Origin of the sequence: Marinomonas vulgaris (genome assembly GCF_018145875.1) — a bacterium.
GTDB lineage: Bacteria > Pseudomonadota > Gammaproteobacteria > Pseudomonadales > Marinomonadaceae > Marinomonas > Marinomonas vulgaris.
In genome coordinates, this window is record NZ_JAGSSV010000029.1 from 11,439 (window position 1) to 30,149 (window position 18,711).

At 47.3% G+C, this 18,711-nt stretch carries 18 protein-coding genes; 14 read left to right on the forward strand and 4 right to left on the reverse strand.

What is annotated here, in order from left to right:
- Positions 1 to 88: 88 nt before the first annotated feature.
- The 3 genes from J9B83_RS14400 to dsbD are packed head-to-tail and all read right to left on the reverse strand — an operon-like array spanning position 89 to position 3,979.
- Complete coding sequence (locus J9B83_RS14400; RefSeq protein WP_211537520.1) at positions 89 to 1,492, reverse strand: ATP-binding protein; 1,404 nt, start codon at positions 1,490 to 1,492, stop codon at positions 89 to 91.
- Positions 1,467 to 2,132 carry a response regulator gene (locus J9B83_RS14405; RefSeq protein WP_211537521.1) on the reverse strand — a complete coding sequence of 222 codons (666 nt, stop codon included), beginning with the start codon at positions 2,130 to 2,132 and terminating at the stop codon, positions 1,467 to 1,469. The genes J9B83_RS14400 and J9B83_RS14405 overlap by 26 nt, the downstream gene beginning before the upstream one ends.
- A 14-nt stretch (positions 2,133 to 2,146) precedes the next feature.
- Entirely contained in the window at positions 2,147 to 3,979 is a 1,833-nt protein-coding gene (gene dsbD, locus J9B83_RS14410; protein WP_328797746.1) for a protein-disulfide reductase DsbD, read from the reverse strand.
- 142 nt (positions 3,980 to 4,121) lie between these two features.
- Here dsbD and J9B83_RS14415 point away from each other — a divergent pair, with 142 nt between their 5' ends.
- From J9B83_RS14415 to J9B83_RS14435, 5 genes are all read left to right on the forward strand, one after another.
- Positions 4,122 to 4,655, forward strand: coding sequence for a TlpA disulfide reductase family protein (locus tag J9B83_RS14415; RefSeq protein WP_211537522.1), 534 nt, complete (start codon positions 4,122 to 4,124; stop codon positions 4,653 to 4,655).
- A gap of 3 nt (positions 4,656 to 4,658) precedes the next feature.
- Complete coding sequence (locus J9B83_RS14420) at positions 4,659 to 4,883, forward strand: DUF4266 domain-containing protein (protein WP_211537523.1); 225 nt, start codon at positions 4,659 to 4,661, stop codon at positions 4,881 to 4,883.
- On the forward strand, positions 4,870 to 6,177 hold the full coding sequence (locus J9B83_RS14425) for a DUF3570 domain-containing protein (protein WP_211537524.1): 1,308 nt from the start codon (positions 4,870 to 4,872) through the stop codon (positions 6,175 to 6,177). The genes J9B83_RS14420 and J9B83_RS14425 overlap by 14 nt, the downstream gene beginning before the upstream one ends.
- Positions 6,178 to 6,243: 66 nt before the next feature.
- On the forward strand, positions 6,244 to 7,236 hold the full coding sequence (locus J9B83_RS14430; RefSeq protein WP_211537525.1) for an FAD:protein FMN transferase: 993 nt from the start codon (positions 6,244 to 6,246) through the stop codon (positions 7,234 to 7,236).
- A gap of 226 nt (positions 7,237 to 7,462) precedes the next feature.
- Positions 7,463 to 8,020: an outer membrane beta-barrel protein gene (locus J9B83_RS14435; RefSeq protein ID WP_211537526.1), complete on the forward strand. Its 558-nt coding sequence runs from the start codon at positions 7,463 to 7,465 to the stop codon at positions 8,018 to 8,020.
- Positions 8,021 to 8,215: 195 nt separating this feature from the next.
- Here J9B83_RS14435 and J9B83_RS14440 read toward each other — a convergent pair whose 3' ends face one another.
- A complete protein-coding gene (locus J9B83_RS14440; protein ID WP_211537527.1) occupies positions 8,216 to 8,971 on the reverse strand; it encodes a FadR/GntR family transcriptional regulator in 756 nt (251 codons plus the stop codon).
- Positions 8,972 to 9,127: 156 nt separating this feature from the next.
- Here J9B83_RS14440 and J9B83_RS14445 point away from each other — a divergent pair, with 156 nt between their 5' ends.
- The 9 genes from J9B83_RS14445 to cuyB all read left to right on the forward strand — a co-directional run bounded on the left by J9B83_RS14445 (position 9,128) and on the right by cuyB (position 18,437).
- The gene (locus J9B83_RS14445; protein ID WP_211537528.1) at positions 9,128 to 9,904 is read left to right on the forward strand and encodes an SDR family NAD(P)-dependent oxidoreductase; all 777 of its coding nucleotides are present in this window, start codon (positions 9,128 to 9,130) and stop codon (positions 9,902 to 9,904) included.
- Between the two features lie 101 nt (positions 9,905 to 10,005).
- Complete coding sequence (locus J9B83_RS14450) at positions 10,006 to 10,932, forward strand: tripartite tricarboxylate transporter substrate binding protein (protein WP_211537529.1); 927 nt, start codon at positions 10,006 to 10,008, stop codon at positions 10,930 to 10,932.
- Positions 10,933 to 11,000: 68 nt separating this feature from the next.
- A complete protein-coding gene (locus J9B83_RS14455; protein ID WP_211537530.1) occupies positions 11,001 to 11,462 on the forward strand; it encodes a tripartite tricarboxylate transporter TctB family protein in 462 nt (153 codons plus the stop codon).
- Entirely contained in the window at positions 11,455 to 12,942 is a 1,488-nt protein-coding gene (locus J9B83_RS14460) for a tripartite tricarboxylate transporter permease (RefSeq protein ID WP_211537531.1), read from the forward strand. The genes J9B83_RS14455 and J9B83_RS14460 overlap by 8 nt, the downstream gene beginning before the upstream one ends.
- Positions 12,943 to 13,040: 98 nt before the next feature.
- Entirely contained in the window at positions 13,041 to 13,946 is a 906-nt protein-coding gene (locus tag J9B83_RS14465; protein ID WP_211537532.1) for a LysR substrate-binding domain-containing protein, read from the forward strand.
- Positions 13,947 to 14,118: 172 nt separating this feature from the next.
- Positions 14,119 to 15,129 carry a D-cysteate sulfo-lyase gene (cuyA, locus tag J9B83_RS14470; protein ID WP_211537533.1) on the forward strand — a complete coding sequence of 337 codons (1,011 nt, stop codon included), beginning with the start codon at positions 14,119 to 14,121 and terminating at the stop codon, positions 15,127 to 15,129.
- Between the two features lie 62 nt (positions 15,130 to 15,191).
- Positions 15,192 to 16,505: a histidinol dehydrogenase gene (gene hisD, locus J9B83_RS14475; RefSeq protein ID WP_211537534.1), complete on the forward strand. Its 1,314-nt coding sequence runs from the start codon at positions 15,192 to 15,194 to the stop codon at positions 16,503 to 16,505.
- A 10-nt stretch (positions 16,506 to 16,515) separates the two neighbouring features.
- Positions 16,516 to 17,709 (forward strand): DegT/DnrJ/EryC1/StrS family aminotransferase, encoded by a 1,194-nt coding sequence (locus J9B83_RS14480; RefSeq protein ID WP_211537535.1) that lies wholly within the window; start codon positions 16,516 to 16,518, stop codon positions 17,707 to 17,709.
- A complete protein-coding gene (gene cuyB, locus J9B83_RS14485; RefSeq protein WP_211537536.1) occupies positions 17,706 to 18,437 on the forward strand; it encodes a cysteate racemase in 732 nt (243 codons plus the stop codon). Before J9B83_RS14480 ends, cuyB begins: the two co-directional genes overlap by 4 nt.
- Positions 18,438 to 18,711: the final 274 nt, after the last annotated feature.

The window sequence follows — 18,711 nt, forward strand, 5'->3', positions numbered from 1 at the left end:
TTGAGGCCATTGTTGGAAAAAGAAAGTATCTGCCGTTAAAAACACGCTATTTGCTGATGTTTTACATACTCTTTGTTGCAATAAAGCATCATTTAGCCACCCAGAGAGTCGGTAAAACCACCTTGACCGTTAAGCCTTGATGAGGGGAATCTTGATATTCGAGTGTGCCATGGTATCTGTCGACAATGTTTTTTACGATGGATAAACCCAGCCCAGCCCCTTCTATTTTTCCAGACCGGTAGAAGCGTTCACTGAGTCGCTGTCGCTGTTCTTCTGTGACGCCTTGGCCGTGATCAACAACGCTCAAGGTCATGGTGTTGGCATGCTGAGTCAGGTTGACTTGGATGACGCTGTGATTAGGGGAAAATTTCAGGCTGTTACTGAGTAAATTTTGCAGCAAAATTTCAATATGACTGCCGTTCATTAGGCAATGCCATGGGGTGTCTTCATTTGCTTCAAGGGTAATTTCAATGTCTTTTTTCCACGCGAGTGGCAATATATCGGCAATAATGGATCGGGTTACGACTAAAAAATCAGATTGATCATGGCAGGCCGGATGCTTTTGGTGTTCTAGACGAGCAAGTACCAGCAGCTGCGAAACAATGCGTGTTGAGCGGTCTACCCCTTGAATAAGTTGCTCTAAGGAATGGCGTTGTTCAAGGTCGTTATCAGCGGATAACGCGTTTTGGGCATGTATTCTTAAAATGCTCAGTGGCGTTCTCAGCTCATGAGTGGCATCTGCAATAAAACGCTTTTCCCTTTCCATCAAAACATCCACTTCCCCCAGCAAATGATTTAACGCATTTTGTACCGGCGTGAGTTCCTTCATGGTGGTGGGCAAATAAATAGGTTCGAGTTTTTCAGGTGTAAGCTGGGTGATTTTCGACGCCAACTGCCGTAAAGGCGCCAGCCCCACACCGACGGCCAGCGACACAAAAATCGCCACAATAGGCCAACCTAACAGTTCAGGCATGAGTGTCTGGACGACGATTTGTTGCGCGATTTCGTCGCGGATATCGGCGCGTTCAGCCACCACGACTTTTTTGTCGCCATTAATTTGGTGCAAGGTGAACACGCGCCAATCGTACCCATCGGCGCTGGCCATGCTGTAACCGGCGGCATCGCTTTTTTGTGGCGTTAGGGTGAGCGGTGAAGACGATGCGCTTAATTGATCTGCGTCCCATAACTGATAAAAAATTTTACTTTCGTATTTATGGCCGACGCTTTGGTCGGTGTTGGTGATGTCTTTTAATAAGGTCTGAGTTGTGTGGTGATCATCTTGGCTAATATTATCGGATAACACCAATAACAGTCTGGCTTGCTGTGCCAATCGAGCATCGAATAACTCTTCTACTTCATGATTAGCGAACACCAAACCAATGATCATCACCAGTATGCTGACCAAGGTGAAAACCGACATGACGATAAAAAGTGTGCGGCGTTTGATCGAATTCAACGCGATTTTTTCACTCCACTTTTTTGTCAGCCACATAACCAATGCCTCTTATGGTACGGATTAAATCGGGGAATATTTTTTTACGCAAATGATGTATGTGCACTTCCAACGCATTGCTGTCAACGTTGTCTTCCCAGCCGTAAATAAGCTGCAATAGCACATCTCGGGTATAAACGTGCCCTGGCTGGCTAATTAATTCGTGCAGTAGCGTGAATTCCCGTCGGGTCAGGTTGATGTCTTTTTCTTGATAAACGACCTTGTGACTTTCGGGAAACAAAGTGAGGTTGCGGTAATGAATTTCACTCACGGAGCGACCATTGCTGCGTCGTAACAAGGCTCGAATTCGGGCTTTTAGCTCGATCACATCAAAGGGTTTAACCAGGTAATCATCGGCACCAAGGTCTAAGCCTTCGACCTTGTCTTCGATGGCATCCCGTGCGGTTAAGATAAGTACTGGCGTGCTATTTTTGTTTGATCTCAACTGTTTTAAGACAGAAAAGCCATCTAATCTGGGCAAGCCAAGGTCCAAAATAACCAGATCAAACCTCTCGTTAGTCAGGGCTTCCAAAGCGTGAATGCCATCTTGCAGCAGGTCAACGGTATGGCCGTCGCGTTTTAAGGCGGTGACCAGTCCATCGGCCAAAGAAACATCGTCTTCTACTACCAATATTCTCAACTGTATTTCCTTCATTATGGAACCATCAAAGCAGAATCAACGAGTTGTTGGAAGGTCGGAAAATCGAGCGCTCCTTGGCGTAAGGCGACAACCTCGCCGTGCTTGGAAAAAAACAACACCGTTGGTGGACCAAAGATACCATAGTTGCCTAAGAAATCTTGTTGTGTTGGTGTGTTGTCAGTGATGTCGAGCTGAAGAAAAACCGTGGTGTTCCGGTAGGGTTGTAATTCGCGACGGGCAAAGACCTGTTCTTCCATTTCTAAACACGAGGTGCACCAATCGGCGTAAATATCGACCACCACGGTTTTGCCTTCGAGTTTTGCTTGGGATAACGCTCGCTTAAGCGTGTCCACGTCGGCTGTTCGGTTAAATAAGGGCCCATTATTTTCCTTTGATGCACTCGCTACCGAGCTATTAAGATAAGCCAAAGGCGTCGTTAAACTGGCTTGACCGGCAAGGCTTGATGACAATAACGAAAGACCATAAAACAGCAGCATCAAGGCCGCGCCTTGGCGTATTTTACTGCCGCCAGTCTCTGTCGATTGAAAGGGCGAAAGGTAAACAGCATACAATACACAAAGAGTGGCCCACAACAACACACTGATCGTGTCGGCAACAATTCTAGACAGTAACGCAATGGCAACGCCCAGCAACACAACCCCAAAAGCGGCTTTTACTTGCATCATCCACATACCGGCTTTAGGTAAGTACTTCCCCCCGCCAAGACCCACTAGCAGCAGAGGAACTCCCATTCCTAAACTCATCACAAATAAAATGCTCCCGCCAAGCACCGCGTCTCCTGTTGTGCTTATGTAGATCAATGCCCCCGCCAAAGGCGCTGACACACAGGGCGACACAATAAGAGCGGAAATGGCGCCCATTATTCCCACACCAATATAGGGGCCGCCAACGCTTTTTTGGCTCAAGCGGTCCAATCTATCACGTAAAAACACCGGCAATTGCAATTCGTAAAAACCAAACATAGACAAAGAAAGCAACACGAACAGCAGGCTGAAAATCACGATGACGACAGGAGTTTGAAACAATGCTTGCAGGTTCAGTTGAGCGCCAAATACACCGACTAACACCCCAGCAGCGCTATAAGACACCGACATGCCCAACACATAAGACAAGGACAGGAAAAACCCTTTTTTGGTGGTAATGGTACCGGCTTGGCCGACAATAATTCCGGCTAGAATGGGGATCATTGGCAGTACGCAAGGGGTAAAGGTCAAGCCAAGACCCAGAACAAAGAATGTCAACAATACCCAGATACGATTTCCGTTCAGTAGCAATTCAACTAACTTTCCTTCTTCCCCCGACGACTGAAATGCCGTGCCAGCAGAAGAGATTGAGTCAGCAGAAGGGATTGAGTCGGCAGAAGAAATCGTTATCGTTTGGGGCGGATAGCACAAACCGGCTTCCGCACACCCTTGGTACGTTACTTTTATGTCGCTCGTCTTGTCGTTTGTATTGCCGTTTGTAAGCTCGATAAGCGGCGCAATACGAATGCCCATTGTTTGATGGAAAACCTTCACGCGGCCAAAATTTGGGTCGTCTTTGATTTCTGGCGTGGTGGTGAATTCAAAGGGTAACGCGGTTTGGCTATCGGAAAGAGCGGGCGTTGTGAGCGATACCTTTACCTGAGCCTCATAGAGGTAATAACCCTCTGCAATCGTCCATGTTACGTCTCTTTTATTGTCATCTACCTGAACGACAAAGGCTTCTGCCGGCGTTAGAAACGTTGTGTCTGCGTGTGCGTTAACACTCAAAAAAAGTGTCGAAAATAGCGCCACAAACGACATAACCAACAAGTTGAAAAAACGAGAAAAGTGCAAAGTCACCACGACATAATCCTTAATAAAGCCAGCGTGGCATCACTATAAATACAGAAGCTTAACGCAACCTTACGCCTCCTGTTGGGCGTCTTAATTTTCCCTTAAGAATCGCGCTTTATGATGACGATATGACCTTAATAAGGAGAAAATTATGGTAATAAAAACACGGTTAATAACCGCCGCTGCGCTTTGTTGCGGTCTTTTATTCAGTGTGGCGGCCTCTGCGTCCCGCTTAATACCTATTGAAGAGGCGAAAAATACGCCTCACGCAAGCCTTCCGCTACCGCAATATCAAGGCGGAACTCTATCTTTGCAGAGTGTCAACGACCAGGTATTGCTTGTCGATTTTTGGGCGTCCTGGTGTGGGCCTTGTCGCGAATCCTTCCCTTGGATGAGCGATATTCAAGCCAAGTACAAAACGCAAGGTCTTAAAGTCATCGCGATTAATTTAGATCAAGACAAAAACCAAGCGCTCAATTTTCTCAAAAAATACCCGCCCGGTTTTACGGTTTTATTTGATAACAAGGCCGCTATGCCAGACCGCTTTGGGGTGATTGGCATGCCCACCAGTTACTTGGTGGATCGTGAAGGCAGAATCAGAGCCGTCCACACGGGTTTTCATCAAGATCAGCTGGGTAATTATGAGCAGCTGATTACCCAACTGCTGGCAGAAAATAAGGATTAAATCATGAGCAAGCGTTTTGTGTTATTGAGTCTAGTAGGTGTCGTAATAACGACCACGGGGTGCAGCGAGATGGGCGTGAAAGCCTGGGAGCGAGAGACGCTGGCACAACAAGAAATGAGCCTAATTAACGAGCCTGTTGAGAGCAGTTTGAATGACCATGTTTACTTCAGTAAAGAAGCAAGCAGCGGCGGACAAGGATTTGGAGGAGGTGGCTGTGGCTGTAACTAATACCATGAAAAAGAACCATGAATTGGCAAAAATTTTAGCTGCCGCGAGTTGCGCTCTAGTGGGAGGCTTGTCTACCGCTCATGCTGAAGAAAGCTGGGACGTGGATTCTGCCTTCTTGCTGTATTCTGAAAGCGACGGGCGAGTCTCGGCTGCTGAGCCGGTGATCAGTGCCACGAGAAACTATGACTCAGAAACCAGTCTTAACTTTAAATTAGTCGCCGACACACTAACTGGGGCATCACCTAATGGCGCGACGCCAAGTGACCAAGTGCAAACCTTCACCAGTCCTTCAGGCAATGGTTCTTACAGTGCTGCAGCGGGTGAACAGCCATTAGATGATACTTTCAGAGACACTCGTGTTGCCCTTTCAAGCAACTGGGCGGCACCGATTAATCGAGATTGGGCGTACGGCGTGGGTGGCTATGTATCGAAAGAGCACGACTATCAATCGCTCGGAGTCAGCAGCAGTCTTTCCCGCTATTTGAATCAGAAAAACACCACCTTAACCCTAGGGCTTGGTGCGTCTAGCGATACCATTAACCCCGAAGGCGGTGTACCTACTGGGTTATTCCAAGTGCCGGAAGATGCGTCATCCAGCGAGTTTACCCAGCGCAATGATTCCGAAAGTAAAAGTATTATGGATGCCGTGTTTGGCATCACACAGGTGGTAAACCGCAATACCATTATGCAATTTAACTATTCGATCAACACCAGCTCGGGTTACTTGACCGATCCTTATAAAATCTTGTCGGTGATCGACGACGATTCAACCGGCAATAATTACGGTGGTAATTACACGGTTAACAATCGCAATGTGTACCTGTATGAAAAACGCCCCGATTCTCGTTTAAAGCAAAGTCTGTATTGGCAAACAAAACATCAATTCGAGAACAACGACATACTCGACGTGAGCTATCGCTACATGTTCGATGACTGGGGGGTGACCTCTCATACTGTCGATGCTAAGTATCGATTCCGTTTTAACAACCAATATTTAGAGCCTCAGCTACGTTGGTACACACAGAGTAAGGCGGATTTTTATTCTCGATACCTAGATTCAAGCGCTTATACTGAGGTAGATTTTGCCAGCGCAGATTATCGATTAGGGGATTTAGACACCTATACCATCGGGCTGCGATACGGTTATCAATTTGCCGACGAGACTGAATTTTACACGCGCTTCTCATTATATCATCAAGAAAGCTCAGGAGATGATGGCTACGGTAAGCTGACATCACAAGAGCTGTACCCTGGGCTTGATGCGGCGATGTTAATGGTCGGTTATAAATTCTAGTGGCCAAACCGCCTTTTTCTCAAACAGGAAAAGGCGGTTTTTATTAACGCTTTTCAAAGGGAATCTATGGCATTTGTCCAACACTCGACGCCAAAATTAATGCAGAAATTAACGATAGAAGCGTCACTTAATCCCAACCAACACGCCGCGCCGGAACTGTGGTCGGAGGGCGCGCCGTGTTACCGAATACAATTTGAGTGCATGGCCAGTGATTGCTCGATGCTGGTGGAATCTCATCGTGTTGATCTGGTTATCGAAGCCGCTAAAAAAGCCATCATAGAAGCCTGGCGTATTGAGAACACCTTCAGTCGTTATCAGTCGGACAACACTTTCGCCGTTATCCATTCTCAGCCAAACGTCAGACAAACACTGAATCAAGAAACCGCGCAACTGATGTTGTTTGCGCATCATGCCCATCAAGTGTCTGGTGGCTTGTTTGATATAACGTCTGGCATTTTAAGACAAGCGTGGCGTTTTAATGGCAGCGATAAGGTACCCAGTCAAGAGCAAATACAAGCCTTGCTGGTGTATGTCGGCTGGGAAAAACTGGGCTGGAGCCCACAGCATCCTGACCAGCTGTGTCTTCCTCAAGGTATGGAATTGGATTTTGGTGGCATTGGCAAAGAATACGCAGTCGATAAAATGCTCAAGCTGTTTTTATCGATTTTTGGCGACGTGCCGGTGGCGGTGCTTATCAATGGCGGTGGCGACATTGCCTGCAGCGGCCCACGACTAAACGGGCAAGGGTGGCGAGTCGGAATAGAATCGCTGGCGGCCGATCATACCTCAGATCAGGTTATTAGCTTGTCTTCGGGTGCTTTAGCGACCTCTGGAGACAGTCGCCGATTTCTACTCAAATCAGGCGTTCGCTACTCTCATGTTTTAAACCCGCTTACCGGATGGCCGGTCGAAAACGCCCCAAGAAGCGTGACCGTGGCCGCACCGAATTGTGTTAATGCGGGTATTTTGGCCACTCTTTCATTACTGCAAGGCAATCACGCCGACGCATTTCTTAAATCGCTTGCGGTTCCACATTGGATTCACCCAACGAACACCTAGTGTGGTTAAGCCGCGCTGTGGTCTTGTGCAGAATTTAAGGTTTCAATATCAACGACATTAATTTTAATCTAATAAAGGATATTTCATTCACTATTATGGTTAATTTTAGACAAAAACCTTACACTTATAGGCTCTGGTTTTATATTCTAACAACTGGATGGAAAGTTAATAGGGTGTTTTTTTGAGCGCCCTTTTACTAAAAATTTATATTTAAGGAAAGAAAAGAATGTTTAGAAAAACAGCCTTAGTCGTTTTAGGAATGTCTACTTACCTCACGAGCAATATAGCTCTTGCTGAAAATCAATATGTTGGGGGAAGTCTTGCCTTTGCTGAATACTCAGAAGATGGAGTGGATGATGATGCTTCATTGAATGTCTTAATTGGACGTTTTGGTACATATTTAAATGAGAACTTTGCTGTTGAAGCAAGACTTGGAATGGGGGTTGGAGACGACTCTGTATCCGCTAGCAATGGAACTGATGATGTTTCTATCGACCTTGAATTAGATCATATGTACGGATTATATATACGTGCCGGTCAGCAGGTAGAAAACTTCTATCCATACGCTGTTGCAGGTATGACAAAAGGTAAGCTCTCACTTTCGGCGAAAGTTAATAATTCATCCGTATCTATATCCGATTCTGCGTCTGGTTTCTCTTACGGTTTTGGTACTGACTTTGATTTAGGCAATAACTTAGCTCTTAACTTTGAGTATATGAATTATATAGAAAAAGATGATTATCAGTTTGATGCTTTCTCTTTCGGAATTATATCTAAATTCTAATTTTCATTAATTCAGTTTCTTCATTAGAACCTAATCCATGAGTTACACAACAGGCATCGATCTACGTTGCCTGTTTTTATTAGTGTGTTTTGTCTAACACTCTCCAAAAAGAAAGCAAAGGCTGTTAAAAAAGCAGCATTTGCTCACGTTTTACATAATCTATGCGCTATTTTTCCGAGACGTTGCTGTTATTGATTAAGCCGCGCTGTGGTCTTGCTCGGCCGTTGCGCCGGGCAGTGGATCGGGAAGGCGATGTTTGTGTTCTTTTAAGTGCTCAATCGAGCAGGCTTTGGCTTTGACGGCGTCTTTTTCCATGATGGATTCGTAAATGCATCGATGCTCTTTTAAGCAGGTATCGCCTTGGCTTGAGGAGTGTTTGATGAAGCTTTTGAACATGGAATTCAATAAGTTACCAAAGGCGATGTAGAAAGGGTTGCCCGTGGCGGAAAAAATCGTTTGATGGAACTGCTGATCCACATTCGACCATTCTTGTTGATCGAAGGGTTCGCGGTTGGCGGCATCGCACATGGCTTGAAACGTGCTGGCCAGTTGCGCTCTTTGTTCGTCAGAGGCGTTTTGTGCGGCGATAAAGCAAGCTTCCGGTTCAATGGCGCGGCGCAGTGCCAAAAATTGCAATGAAATCGCCGTGTGATCGCTCACTTCAGACATCCATTCGAGCATTTGTGGATCAAGAAAATTCCAGTTTTCTCGTCCCACCACACGAATACCAATTTTAGGGCGCGAGTGCACCAAACCCTTAGACGTCAGCAGTTTTACCGCTTCTCTTAATACCGTTCGGCTCACACCAAACTGCTCACACAACACCATTTCGGAAGGTAATATGTCTCCTTCATCGTGCTCTCCTGACAAAATTTTACGCGCAATGTCGCTGGCAATTTGCACATGCAGACCGCGTTTAACACCATAGTTAGTCGTGATTTTATCGTTCATGAGTCTGAAAAAGATCCTGTGTGACGTATTAAGAATTTAAATAATCTAATGGGTTTTTATAGCATTTTTTTCTGTTCCCCACTATTGCATTATCGCCATTTTATATTATTGTAATATTGTATAACAAATAAAAATACTATGTACCGAGGAAAACCTATGTTCAGTGATTTAAAAGGTAAGAAGATTCTTATAACCGGATCCACCGCCGGAATTGGTTTGGCGGCCGCTAAAGCGTTTGCCGCACAAGGCGCCCACGTTGGCATTAACGGACGTCAGCCAAGTTCCGCCATTGGCGCTGTGTTGTCTGAATTTGACGGCTTAGCTGGCGATGTGATGTATTTTGCGGCGGATTTGAATCAATCTGCTGAATGTAAAAAATTAGTTGACGAATTTGTCGCTCATTTTGGTGGCATGGATGTGTTAGTCAACAACGCGGGTGGTTTGGGTGGACGCGATGGATTGGAAAACATCGACGATGCGTTTTACGATCGTGTGATGGATTTAAACGCGCGCTCTGCTTTGATGATGACCAAGTATTCGATCCCTTTGTTGCGTGAGTCAGCCGCACAATCGGGCGAAACCAGTTGTGTGATCAGCACAGGTTCCATTGCAGCCCGTGAAGGCGGTGGCGTGGGCGCGGGGATTTACGCAGCGTCTAAAGCTTGGTTACACGATATTCACCGTAACTGGGTGAAAGAGTTCACCAAAGACAATATCCGTTTCAACATTGTGTCGCCCGGCACTATAGACACGGCGTTTCACGAAGATAAACCCAGTGAACTAAAAGCCAATATTGCCAACAGTATTCCGATGAAGCGTTTTGGCACTGGTAACGAATTGGCACCGAGTTTCATGTTCTTTGCGTCTCACGCTTGCAGTGGCTACATCACAGGGCAGATATTAGACGTGAACGGCGGACAAATGTGCCCATAAAAGACACTTAGAGCAGAAAAAATAAAGCGTGTTGTATGGGAACGGTAGGTGCAACACGCTGAGTACGCTAAAAACAACAATAAAATAAAAGGTAATAGAGTATGAAAAAAATCATAAAAACCACGCTAGCGGCAGCGGCTCTTACATTTATCGCCAGTGTTTCAGCGGCCGATTACCCTTCTAAAAACATTCGCATGGTGGTGCCTTTTAGCCCCGGCGGTGGTACCGATTCCGTTGGTCGTGCGTTGGCAAACGCCACAAAAGACGTGTTGGATCAAAACATCATAGTGATGAATCGCACCGGCGGCGCTGGCGCGGTTGGCATGAGCTTTGGTGCCGGACAACGCCCAGACGGTTACACGCTAACCGTAGTGACTCGTGAGATTGCGTCTTTGCCACAAATGGGCTTGATGCAACACACCGCAGACGATTTCAAACTGATTCGCATGGTCAACCTAGACCCAGCGGTGGTATTGGTCAGCCAAGACAGCCCGTACCAAAACATAGCCGATCTGGTTGCCGCGGCGAAAAAGAAAGACGGTGCGCTGAAATTTGCTTCCACAGCCAAGCCAAATTTCTACCTCATGGCGTTGGAAAAAAGCCAAAATATCAAGCTGAATGCGATCCCGTACAACGGTGCATCGGAAGCCATTCCCGCGGTGTTGGGCAACCACACAGACGTGACCATGGTGACGCCGGGCGAAGCGATTTCGCAAATCAAATCCGGTCAGCTAAAAGCCCTTGGTGTGATGTCGGAAGAGCGTATTGCTTACTTGCCACAAACCCCAACCTTAAAAGAACAAGGGTTTGACGTGGTTACCGGCACATGGCGCGGCATTGGCGTGCCAAAAAACACCCCTGACGAAGTAGTGGAAACCTTGGGTGCGGCGTTTGATAAAGCCATGGCATCGCCAGACTTTAAGCAATTCATGGAAAATGGTGCAATGACCATTCACAACTTGGACGCGAAAGCCTTCACCGAGTTTGTGAAAAATGACGTGAAGAACCTAGGAGCGTTAATTAACTGATGGTCATGAAGCGCACCCCAAGTACGAAAAATTGTGCTTGGGGTGCGTTTTTTAAAAAGGTTACCGACATGAACGTTAAAAACATCATCTTGCCAAGTGTGATTATTGTGATCAGCTTGGTCGCCTTGTATTTCATTAGCCAGTTTGCTGTGCCGAGCTTTCAGGACGCCAGCGTTGGCTCTAAATTCTTTCCCACGGCCATTGCCGTGATTCAAATTATCATTTGTGTTTGTATTATTTTGGGCGAAATTTTCCATAAAGATCCGCAGCAAGATAGTGCGCCTTTGTTTAATAAATATTCAATTTTTGGTGCGGTTTTCATCATTGGCTACGCCACGGCGATTTACTTTTTGGGTTATCTTGCCGCGACCTTGTTGGCGTTTTTCCTCTATTTGGTGTTCTTCAAAACCACCAAGCGTTATTACTACCTGATTGCGATTGTTTTTACTCTGGTGATTTATTACGTCTTCGCCAATGTGTTTTATGTAGCTCTCCCCGAAGGGCTGTTTGCAGGGCTGTTTTATGATTGATCATCTGTTTAATGGGCTATTAACGGCTCTGAGTTTTGATATTTTACCGATTCTTATTTTTGGTGTGGTGGGCGGTATTACTCTAGGTGCCATGCCAGGATTGACCGCCACCATGGGCGTGGCGATCTTGTTGCCCTTTACTTTTGGTATGGATTCCACCGCGGCCTTAGTGATGTTGATTGGCGTATACATCGGCGGCATTTATGGTGGCTCGATTGCGGCCATTTTGCTCAATACACCGGGGACGCCGGCGTCGGCGGCCAGTGTGCTGGATGGCTATACTCTGACCAAAAATGGCCAAGCGGCACGGGCTTTGAGTATTTCGGCCATTTCGTCGTTCAGCGGTGGTTTTATAAGCACGGTTTTGTTGATCATGTTTGCGCCGATTCTAGCGAACTTTGCCCTGCGCTTTAATGCGCCAGAATACTTCGCTTTGGCGTTATTTGGGTTAACGATTATTTGCAGTATTTCGGGCAGCAATTTATTGAAAGGGTTACTGGCGGGCACCATAGGTTTGTTGGTGTCCACCGTAGGGCTAGATCCCATTACCAGTGTGCCGCGCTTTACCTTTGGCATTATGGATTTGTACAGCGGCATCAGCATCATTCCGGTATTGATTGGCTTGTTCGCCTTGTCTGAAGCCCTGACGCAACTAGAAAGTATTGTCAGTGAAAAGAAGCAGGCGTTGCGTAATTTCAGCCTAAAAATGCTCAGTCGAAAAGATTTAAAAGACATCGCTCCAACGGCCATTAAAAGCGGTGTGTTGGGCACTGTGATTGGCAGCGTACCGGGTGCCGGCGCGGATATTTCGTCGTTCGTTTGTTACAACGAAGCCAAGCGTGCGTCTAAAAATCCAGAAGAATTTGGCAAGGGCTCTATTAAAGGTTTGAGTGCGGCAGAAGCCGGTAATAACGGCGTAACCGGCGGTGCCCTCGTGCCTTTGTTGACTCTAGGTGTGCCAGGCGATGCGGTGACCGCCGTGTTATTAGGGGCCTTGGTGATTCAAGGGTTAACCCCAGGGCCTTTGCTGTTCACTCACAATCCAGAAGTGGTGTACAACATTTTTAGTTCCATGTTGGTGGCGAACATTGTCATGTTGATTGTGGGCTTAATTGGCATCCGTTTTTTCTGCAAAATCATCGAAATTCCGCGCATCTTGATGATTCCTATTATTATGTTCTTGTCGATCATTGGCGCTTACTCGATCAATAATTCCATGTTTGATATTGGCGTGGCGGTGTTTTTTGGCTTGCTGGGGTTTGTGTTAATCAAGTTTCGCGTACCCTTATCGCCGATCTTGATCGCCATGATTCTTGGCCCCATGGCGGAAACCAATCTACGAAAATCTCTGTTGATGTATGAGAACTCTTGGTCTTTCTTGTACGACCGACCCATTGCTTTGTTCTTTTTGGTGTTAACAGCTTTCTCGATTTATTCTGCGGTGAAGTTTTCCAAACGTAAAAAGAAGGTGATCGTCTAGTTTGGTGTTGTTGTCCTGAGTCAAACTGTTTTATCTTATGGCGGTTACTTTTTTGCATACCCCCTTAAGAACAAAATAACAACGATAAAGGACAGCTCGTGGAACTCAAATGGTTGGAAGATTATCTCGCGTTGGCGAAACACGGCAGCTTTTCTAAGGCCGCCGAAGCTCGGTTTGTGACGCAACCGGCGTTTAGCCGACGCATTCGCTCATTGGAAAACTGGTTGGGTGTGAGCTTGGTAGATAGGGCGCAATACCCGACCAGCTTAACCGATGCGGGCAAGGCATTTTTAGAACAAGCTGAGAGCCTCAAAAATCAGATTTATGCGTCGCGCAACCAGTTAACCTGTTTGGTGAACGACCAGGCGGAAATTGTGGTGATGTCCCAGCATTCGCTGGCGGTGTCTTTTATGCCCGATTGGTTGGAACAGATTGAACCCATGATGGGCGATACCCTGATTCGCGTGAACACCGATAATCTGCACGATTCGTTAGAATCTTTTTTGGCGGGCACAGGGGATTTTTTGCTGTGTTTTTCATCGCCCGAAATTTTGAAACAACTTGATCGCGACGATGTGGAATGCCTCAAAGTCGCCACTGACCGTATTGTCCCTGTCACCGCCGTCTCTGCACACGGTGAGCCCATCTACAGCACCAATCAGTCCTCATTACGATTAGTGACTTATCCTAAAGATTCTTTTTTAGGGCGTTTGATCGCCCCTGTGTGTTCGCCAAACCCAAAAAGTGGCCTGACAATGCAAAAGGTGTGTGAAAACGCCTTAGCTGAAGGGCTAAAAGCACTGGTGATAAAAGGGTATGGTGTTGCATGGTTACCACAGTCATTGGTGAAAAAAGAGCTGGATGAACACACCATGGCGATTTTACCTGAGCCATTACAGTCGATTGATTTGAATATCAATATTTATCGTCTTAAAGGCAAACCCTCCGCTGTGTCTGCACGATTCTGGCAATATTTACTGACTCAGTACACGGATAATGCATAACTGCCCCCTTCATAAATTGTTTGTTAATTAGGCCTTATGCCGAAAAGTAATCGGTAAAGAGTAAAATGGCATTGGCCACCGTATTCGTATGCCTCTAATGTGAAGCACTGATCAGGCAGATTGACCTGCCAACCTAAAAATAAAGTCATTAATCACGTTATTGGAGTAATACATGCATCTTTCTCGTTATCCTCGTTTGAACTTCGCGCACCTTGCCACCCCTCTTGAGCCAATGACTCGCTTGAGCGAATTATTGGGCGGTCCAACATTGTGGATCAAACGTGACGACTGCACCGGCCTTGCAGGCGGCGGTAACAAAACACGCAAACTTGAATTCCTAATGGGCGATGCGATCGAAAAAGGCGCAGACACTATTATCACCCAAGGTGCGACGCAATCTAACCACGCTCGCCAAACGGCGGCGATCGCGACAAAAATGGGCATGGATTGTCACATCCTGCTAGAAGATCGTACCGGCAGCAAAAACGTAGACTACAACTACAACGGTAACGTTTTAATGGATCAGCTTTTCGGCGCTGAACTTAGCCAATACCCGGGCGGCACCGACATGAACGCGGCGATGGAAGAAGTGGCTGAAAAGTTACGCGCCGTGGGCAAAAAACCTTACATTATTCCTGGTGGTGGCTCTAACCCAATTGGTGCATTAGGTTACGTTAATGCGGCGATTGAATTGCTGACTCAAGCGAACGACATGGGTCTTAAAATTGACCACGTGGTTCACGCAACCGGCAGCGCGGGTACACAAGCGGGCTTGGTAACGGGTCTTGCTGCGACAAACAGCCAAATTCCTGTGTTGGGCATTGGCGTTCGTGTTCCTCGCGACACACAAGAAGGCAACGTGTTCCGTTTGGCCGAAAAAACCGCTGAGCATTTGAACATTCCTGGTGTGGTAAAACGTGAAGACGTGGTAGCAAACTGCGATTACGTGGGCGAAGGCTACGGCATTCCAACAGAGAGTGGCATCGAAGCCATCAAATTGTTCGCTCAGTATGAGTCTATCTTGTTGGACCCTGTGTATTCTGCAAAAGGCGCCGCTGGCCTAATCGACCTTATTCGTAAAGGTCATTTCAGCAAAGATGACAACATCGTTTTCCTACACACAGGCGGCAGCCAAGCTCTTTACGGATACCGTGAAGCGTTTGATTTCGACGATTACGTGTAAACCATTTTTTATAGACTTGTTACGTGTTAAAGCCCTATACGCAGAATAATTAGAGGTATTTCATGGAATTTTTAAAAAACGCGGTCGCTGACTCCGTCATTGCTGATGAAGACGAAAAGATTCAAGCCGCGGTAAAAGGTATGTTGCAACGAATTCAAACGGAAGGGGAAGAGGCTGTTCGTGCCTTTGCCCTTCAGTTTGATAACTGGCAAGGCGACTTCATCTTAAGCGATGAAAAACGCGACACCATTATTGCTGGTGTACCACAAAGCGTCAAAGACGATATCGACTTTGCTCATCGCCAAATCAAACGTTTTGCCGAAGCGCAGCGTGACAGCTTGGTTTCCTTTGAAATCGAAACTGAGCCAGGTGTTCGTTTAGGTCAGCGCGTGTTGCCGGTGCAATGTGCCGGTTGTTACGTACCGGGTGGTCGTTATGCTCACGCGGCGTCGGCGTTAATGAGTGTTGCTACCGCGAAAGCCGCTGGCGTACCTTTCATCGTCGCTTGTTCACCACCGCGTGGCGATAGCATCAATCCAGCGGTTATTTACGCCATGCACGTGGCAGGCGCGGATGTGATTTTGGAAATGGGTGGCGTTCACGCGATCGCCACCATGGCGCACGGTTTGTTTACGGGTCGTCCTGCCGACATCTTGGTAGGACCAGGTAACGCTTACGTGGCCGAAGCCAAGCGTATGTTGTTCGGTTCTGTAGGCATTGATGTGTTTGCAGGCCCAACGGAATCGGCGATTATTGCCGACAAAACCGCCGACCCTATGACCATCGCGGTCGACCTTGTATCGCAAGCAGAGCATGGCACTAACTCACCGGTTTGGTTGTTTACCGACAACCGTGAGCTGGGTGAAAAAGTGCTCGAAATCATGCCTCATGTGATTGCCGACATGCCTAATGCCGATGTGTGTGAAGCCGCATGGCGCGACCACGGTTTGGTGATTTTGTGTGATGACCGTGACGAATTGGTTCGCGTGAGCGACGAATACGCTTGTGAGCATTTACAAATTTTGGCGCAAGACTTGGAGTGGTGGAAAGAGAACCTGAACAACTACGGTTCTTTGTTTTTGGGCGAAGGCAGTACGGTGTCTCAGGGTGACAAATGTTCTGGTACCAACCATATTTTGCCAACCAAAAAAGCCGCTCGTTACAGTGGTGGTTTGAATGTGCAGAAGTTCATGAAGGTACTTACGTACCAAGAATTGGACGAAGAAGCGAACATTGCGTTCAGTGCGGCGGGATCACGTATTTCTCGAACCGAAGGCATGGAAGGTCATGCGCGTGCCTGTGATTGGCGCTTGCGTAAGTTCTTCCCAGAAAAGGAATGGGACTTTACGGTCTACGATCAGAAGCGTTACGACTGAGGAGTTTAACGTGAAGACATTCAACAAACCTTTTACTCAACAGGAGACGATCCCCGAAGCGGGGATCGCCGCCGCGATTGAGGTCATGCGTTCTGGTCGTTTACACAGATACAACACCTTACCGGGCGAAAAAAGCGAAACCGATTTGCTTGAATTGGCCTTCGCTGAATACCAAGGCGTGCCTTACTGCTTGGCGTGTTCGTCATGCGGTTATGCTTTGCACGTGGCCATGCGCGCCGCCGGTGTTCAAACGGGTGACAAAGTACTGTGCAACGCTTTCACCCTAGCTCCTGTACCTGGAGCGATTCACAACAGCGGCGCGGTGCCGGTGTTGGTCGACGTGGCAAACGATTTTTGCATCGACTTAGACGACTTGGAAGCCAAAGCCAAATCGTCTGGGGCAAAGTTTTTCATGTTGTCACACATGCGTGGTCATTTGGCCGACATGGACCGAGTGATGGCGATTTGTGAGCAATACGGTTTATTCCTCATTGAAGATTGCGCGCATACCATGGGCGCCAGTTGGAAGGGTCAGAAAAGCGGCACCTTTGGAGATATTGCGTGTTTTAGCGCACAAACCTATAAGCACATCAACTCGGGTGAAGGTGGCTTTTTAACCACACGTCACCCCGATGTGATAGCAAAAGCGATCATGTATTCCGGTTCCTACATGTTGTATGACAAGCATTGCGCTGCGCCACCCAAAGAGGCGTTTGATCAAGTTCGTTATGACACCCCGAATTACAGCGGTCGAATGGACAATTTGCGTGCCGCTATTTTGCGTCCGCAAGTGGCCGATCTAGACACCCAATGCGATCGTTGGAATCAGCGCTATCGTTTGGTTGAAAAAAGTCTACGCAGTGGCTGCGATATTTACATTCCAGTAAGGCCACCGGAAGAAGATTACGTGGGTAGCTCGATTCAGTTTTCTTTGCCGGCCTTTAGCCAAGAACAGTTGGCCAAGGTCGTGAAGCTCTGTATTGAACGCGGTGTGATGTTGAAATGGTTTGGTGATTCGGTGCCGAAAGATTACACCAGCCGTTACGACAGCTGGAAATACATCGATGATCTCCCTCAATTGCCCAAAACCGAGAAAATTCTGTCGACCTTGTTGGATATGCGCATTCCGCTGACCTTCAGCGAAGAAGACTGTGCTCTCGTGGCGCAAATCATTATTGACGTAGTGGAGGAATGCCGAGCATGAGTGCTGAAACGTCTGCGCACGAAAAAGTCGTTGGTATTATTGGCGGCATGGGCCCAGAAGCCACCGTTGATTTAATGCAGCGTATTATCGATGAAACGCCGGCGGCGGACGATGTGGATCATATTCGTGTGCTGGTGGACAACAACCCAAAAGTCCCGTCGCGCATCAAAGCGCTTATCGAAGGCCACGGTGAAAGTCCTGCGCCCTGCATGATCAGCATGGCGCAAGGATTGGTAAAACAAGGGGCGGACTTTTTGGTGATTCCATGTAACACGGCGCACCATTATTACCCTGATGTGGCCGCCTCGGTGGATGTTCCTGTCATCAATTTGATCGAGTTAACCGCTGGGCATGCAAAACGTCAACAACCCGACTTAACCAAAGTGGGTTTATTGGCGTCGTCAGCGTTGCAAATGATCCATTTGTACGAGCCTTGGTTCGCCCAGCACAATACCGATATCTTGTATCCAGAACCGGCGTTACAGCAGCAGGTGATGGAACTGATCAAAGCGGTGAAAGCCAACAAGCACACCATGCAACAGATCGAACAGTACAATCACGCCGCGGACAATCTGGCGGCCCAAGGAGCGCAATGTTTGGTGGTAGCCTGCACCGAGTTATCGGTGATTGGCGATCAGCTGACAACTTCGCTGCCGGTGTACGACGCGTCGGATTTATTGGCGAAAGCCATTGTTCGTGACGCCCTGGGCACAGGCAAAAAACGTTAAAAACGAAAATCAATATATACAGAAATTACCCTCGCGCCGCTTCACTGAGTAGCATGCTGTTATTAAGCATGGGTGGGCGGCGATTCAAAACCATAAAAAATATAAAATAGGTTAGGATAATCATGTCTAAAAAAACGCTTATCACAGCAATGTCTCTCGCCGCGGGTTTGGTGTTATCGGCCAATGCTTTTTCAGCCACTTGGAAAATGGCCGTTGGCGATGGGGGTGGAAGTACCCAAGAGGCGCTAGGGCTTAAATTTTCTGAGCTGCTGTC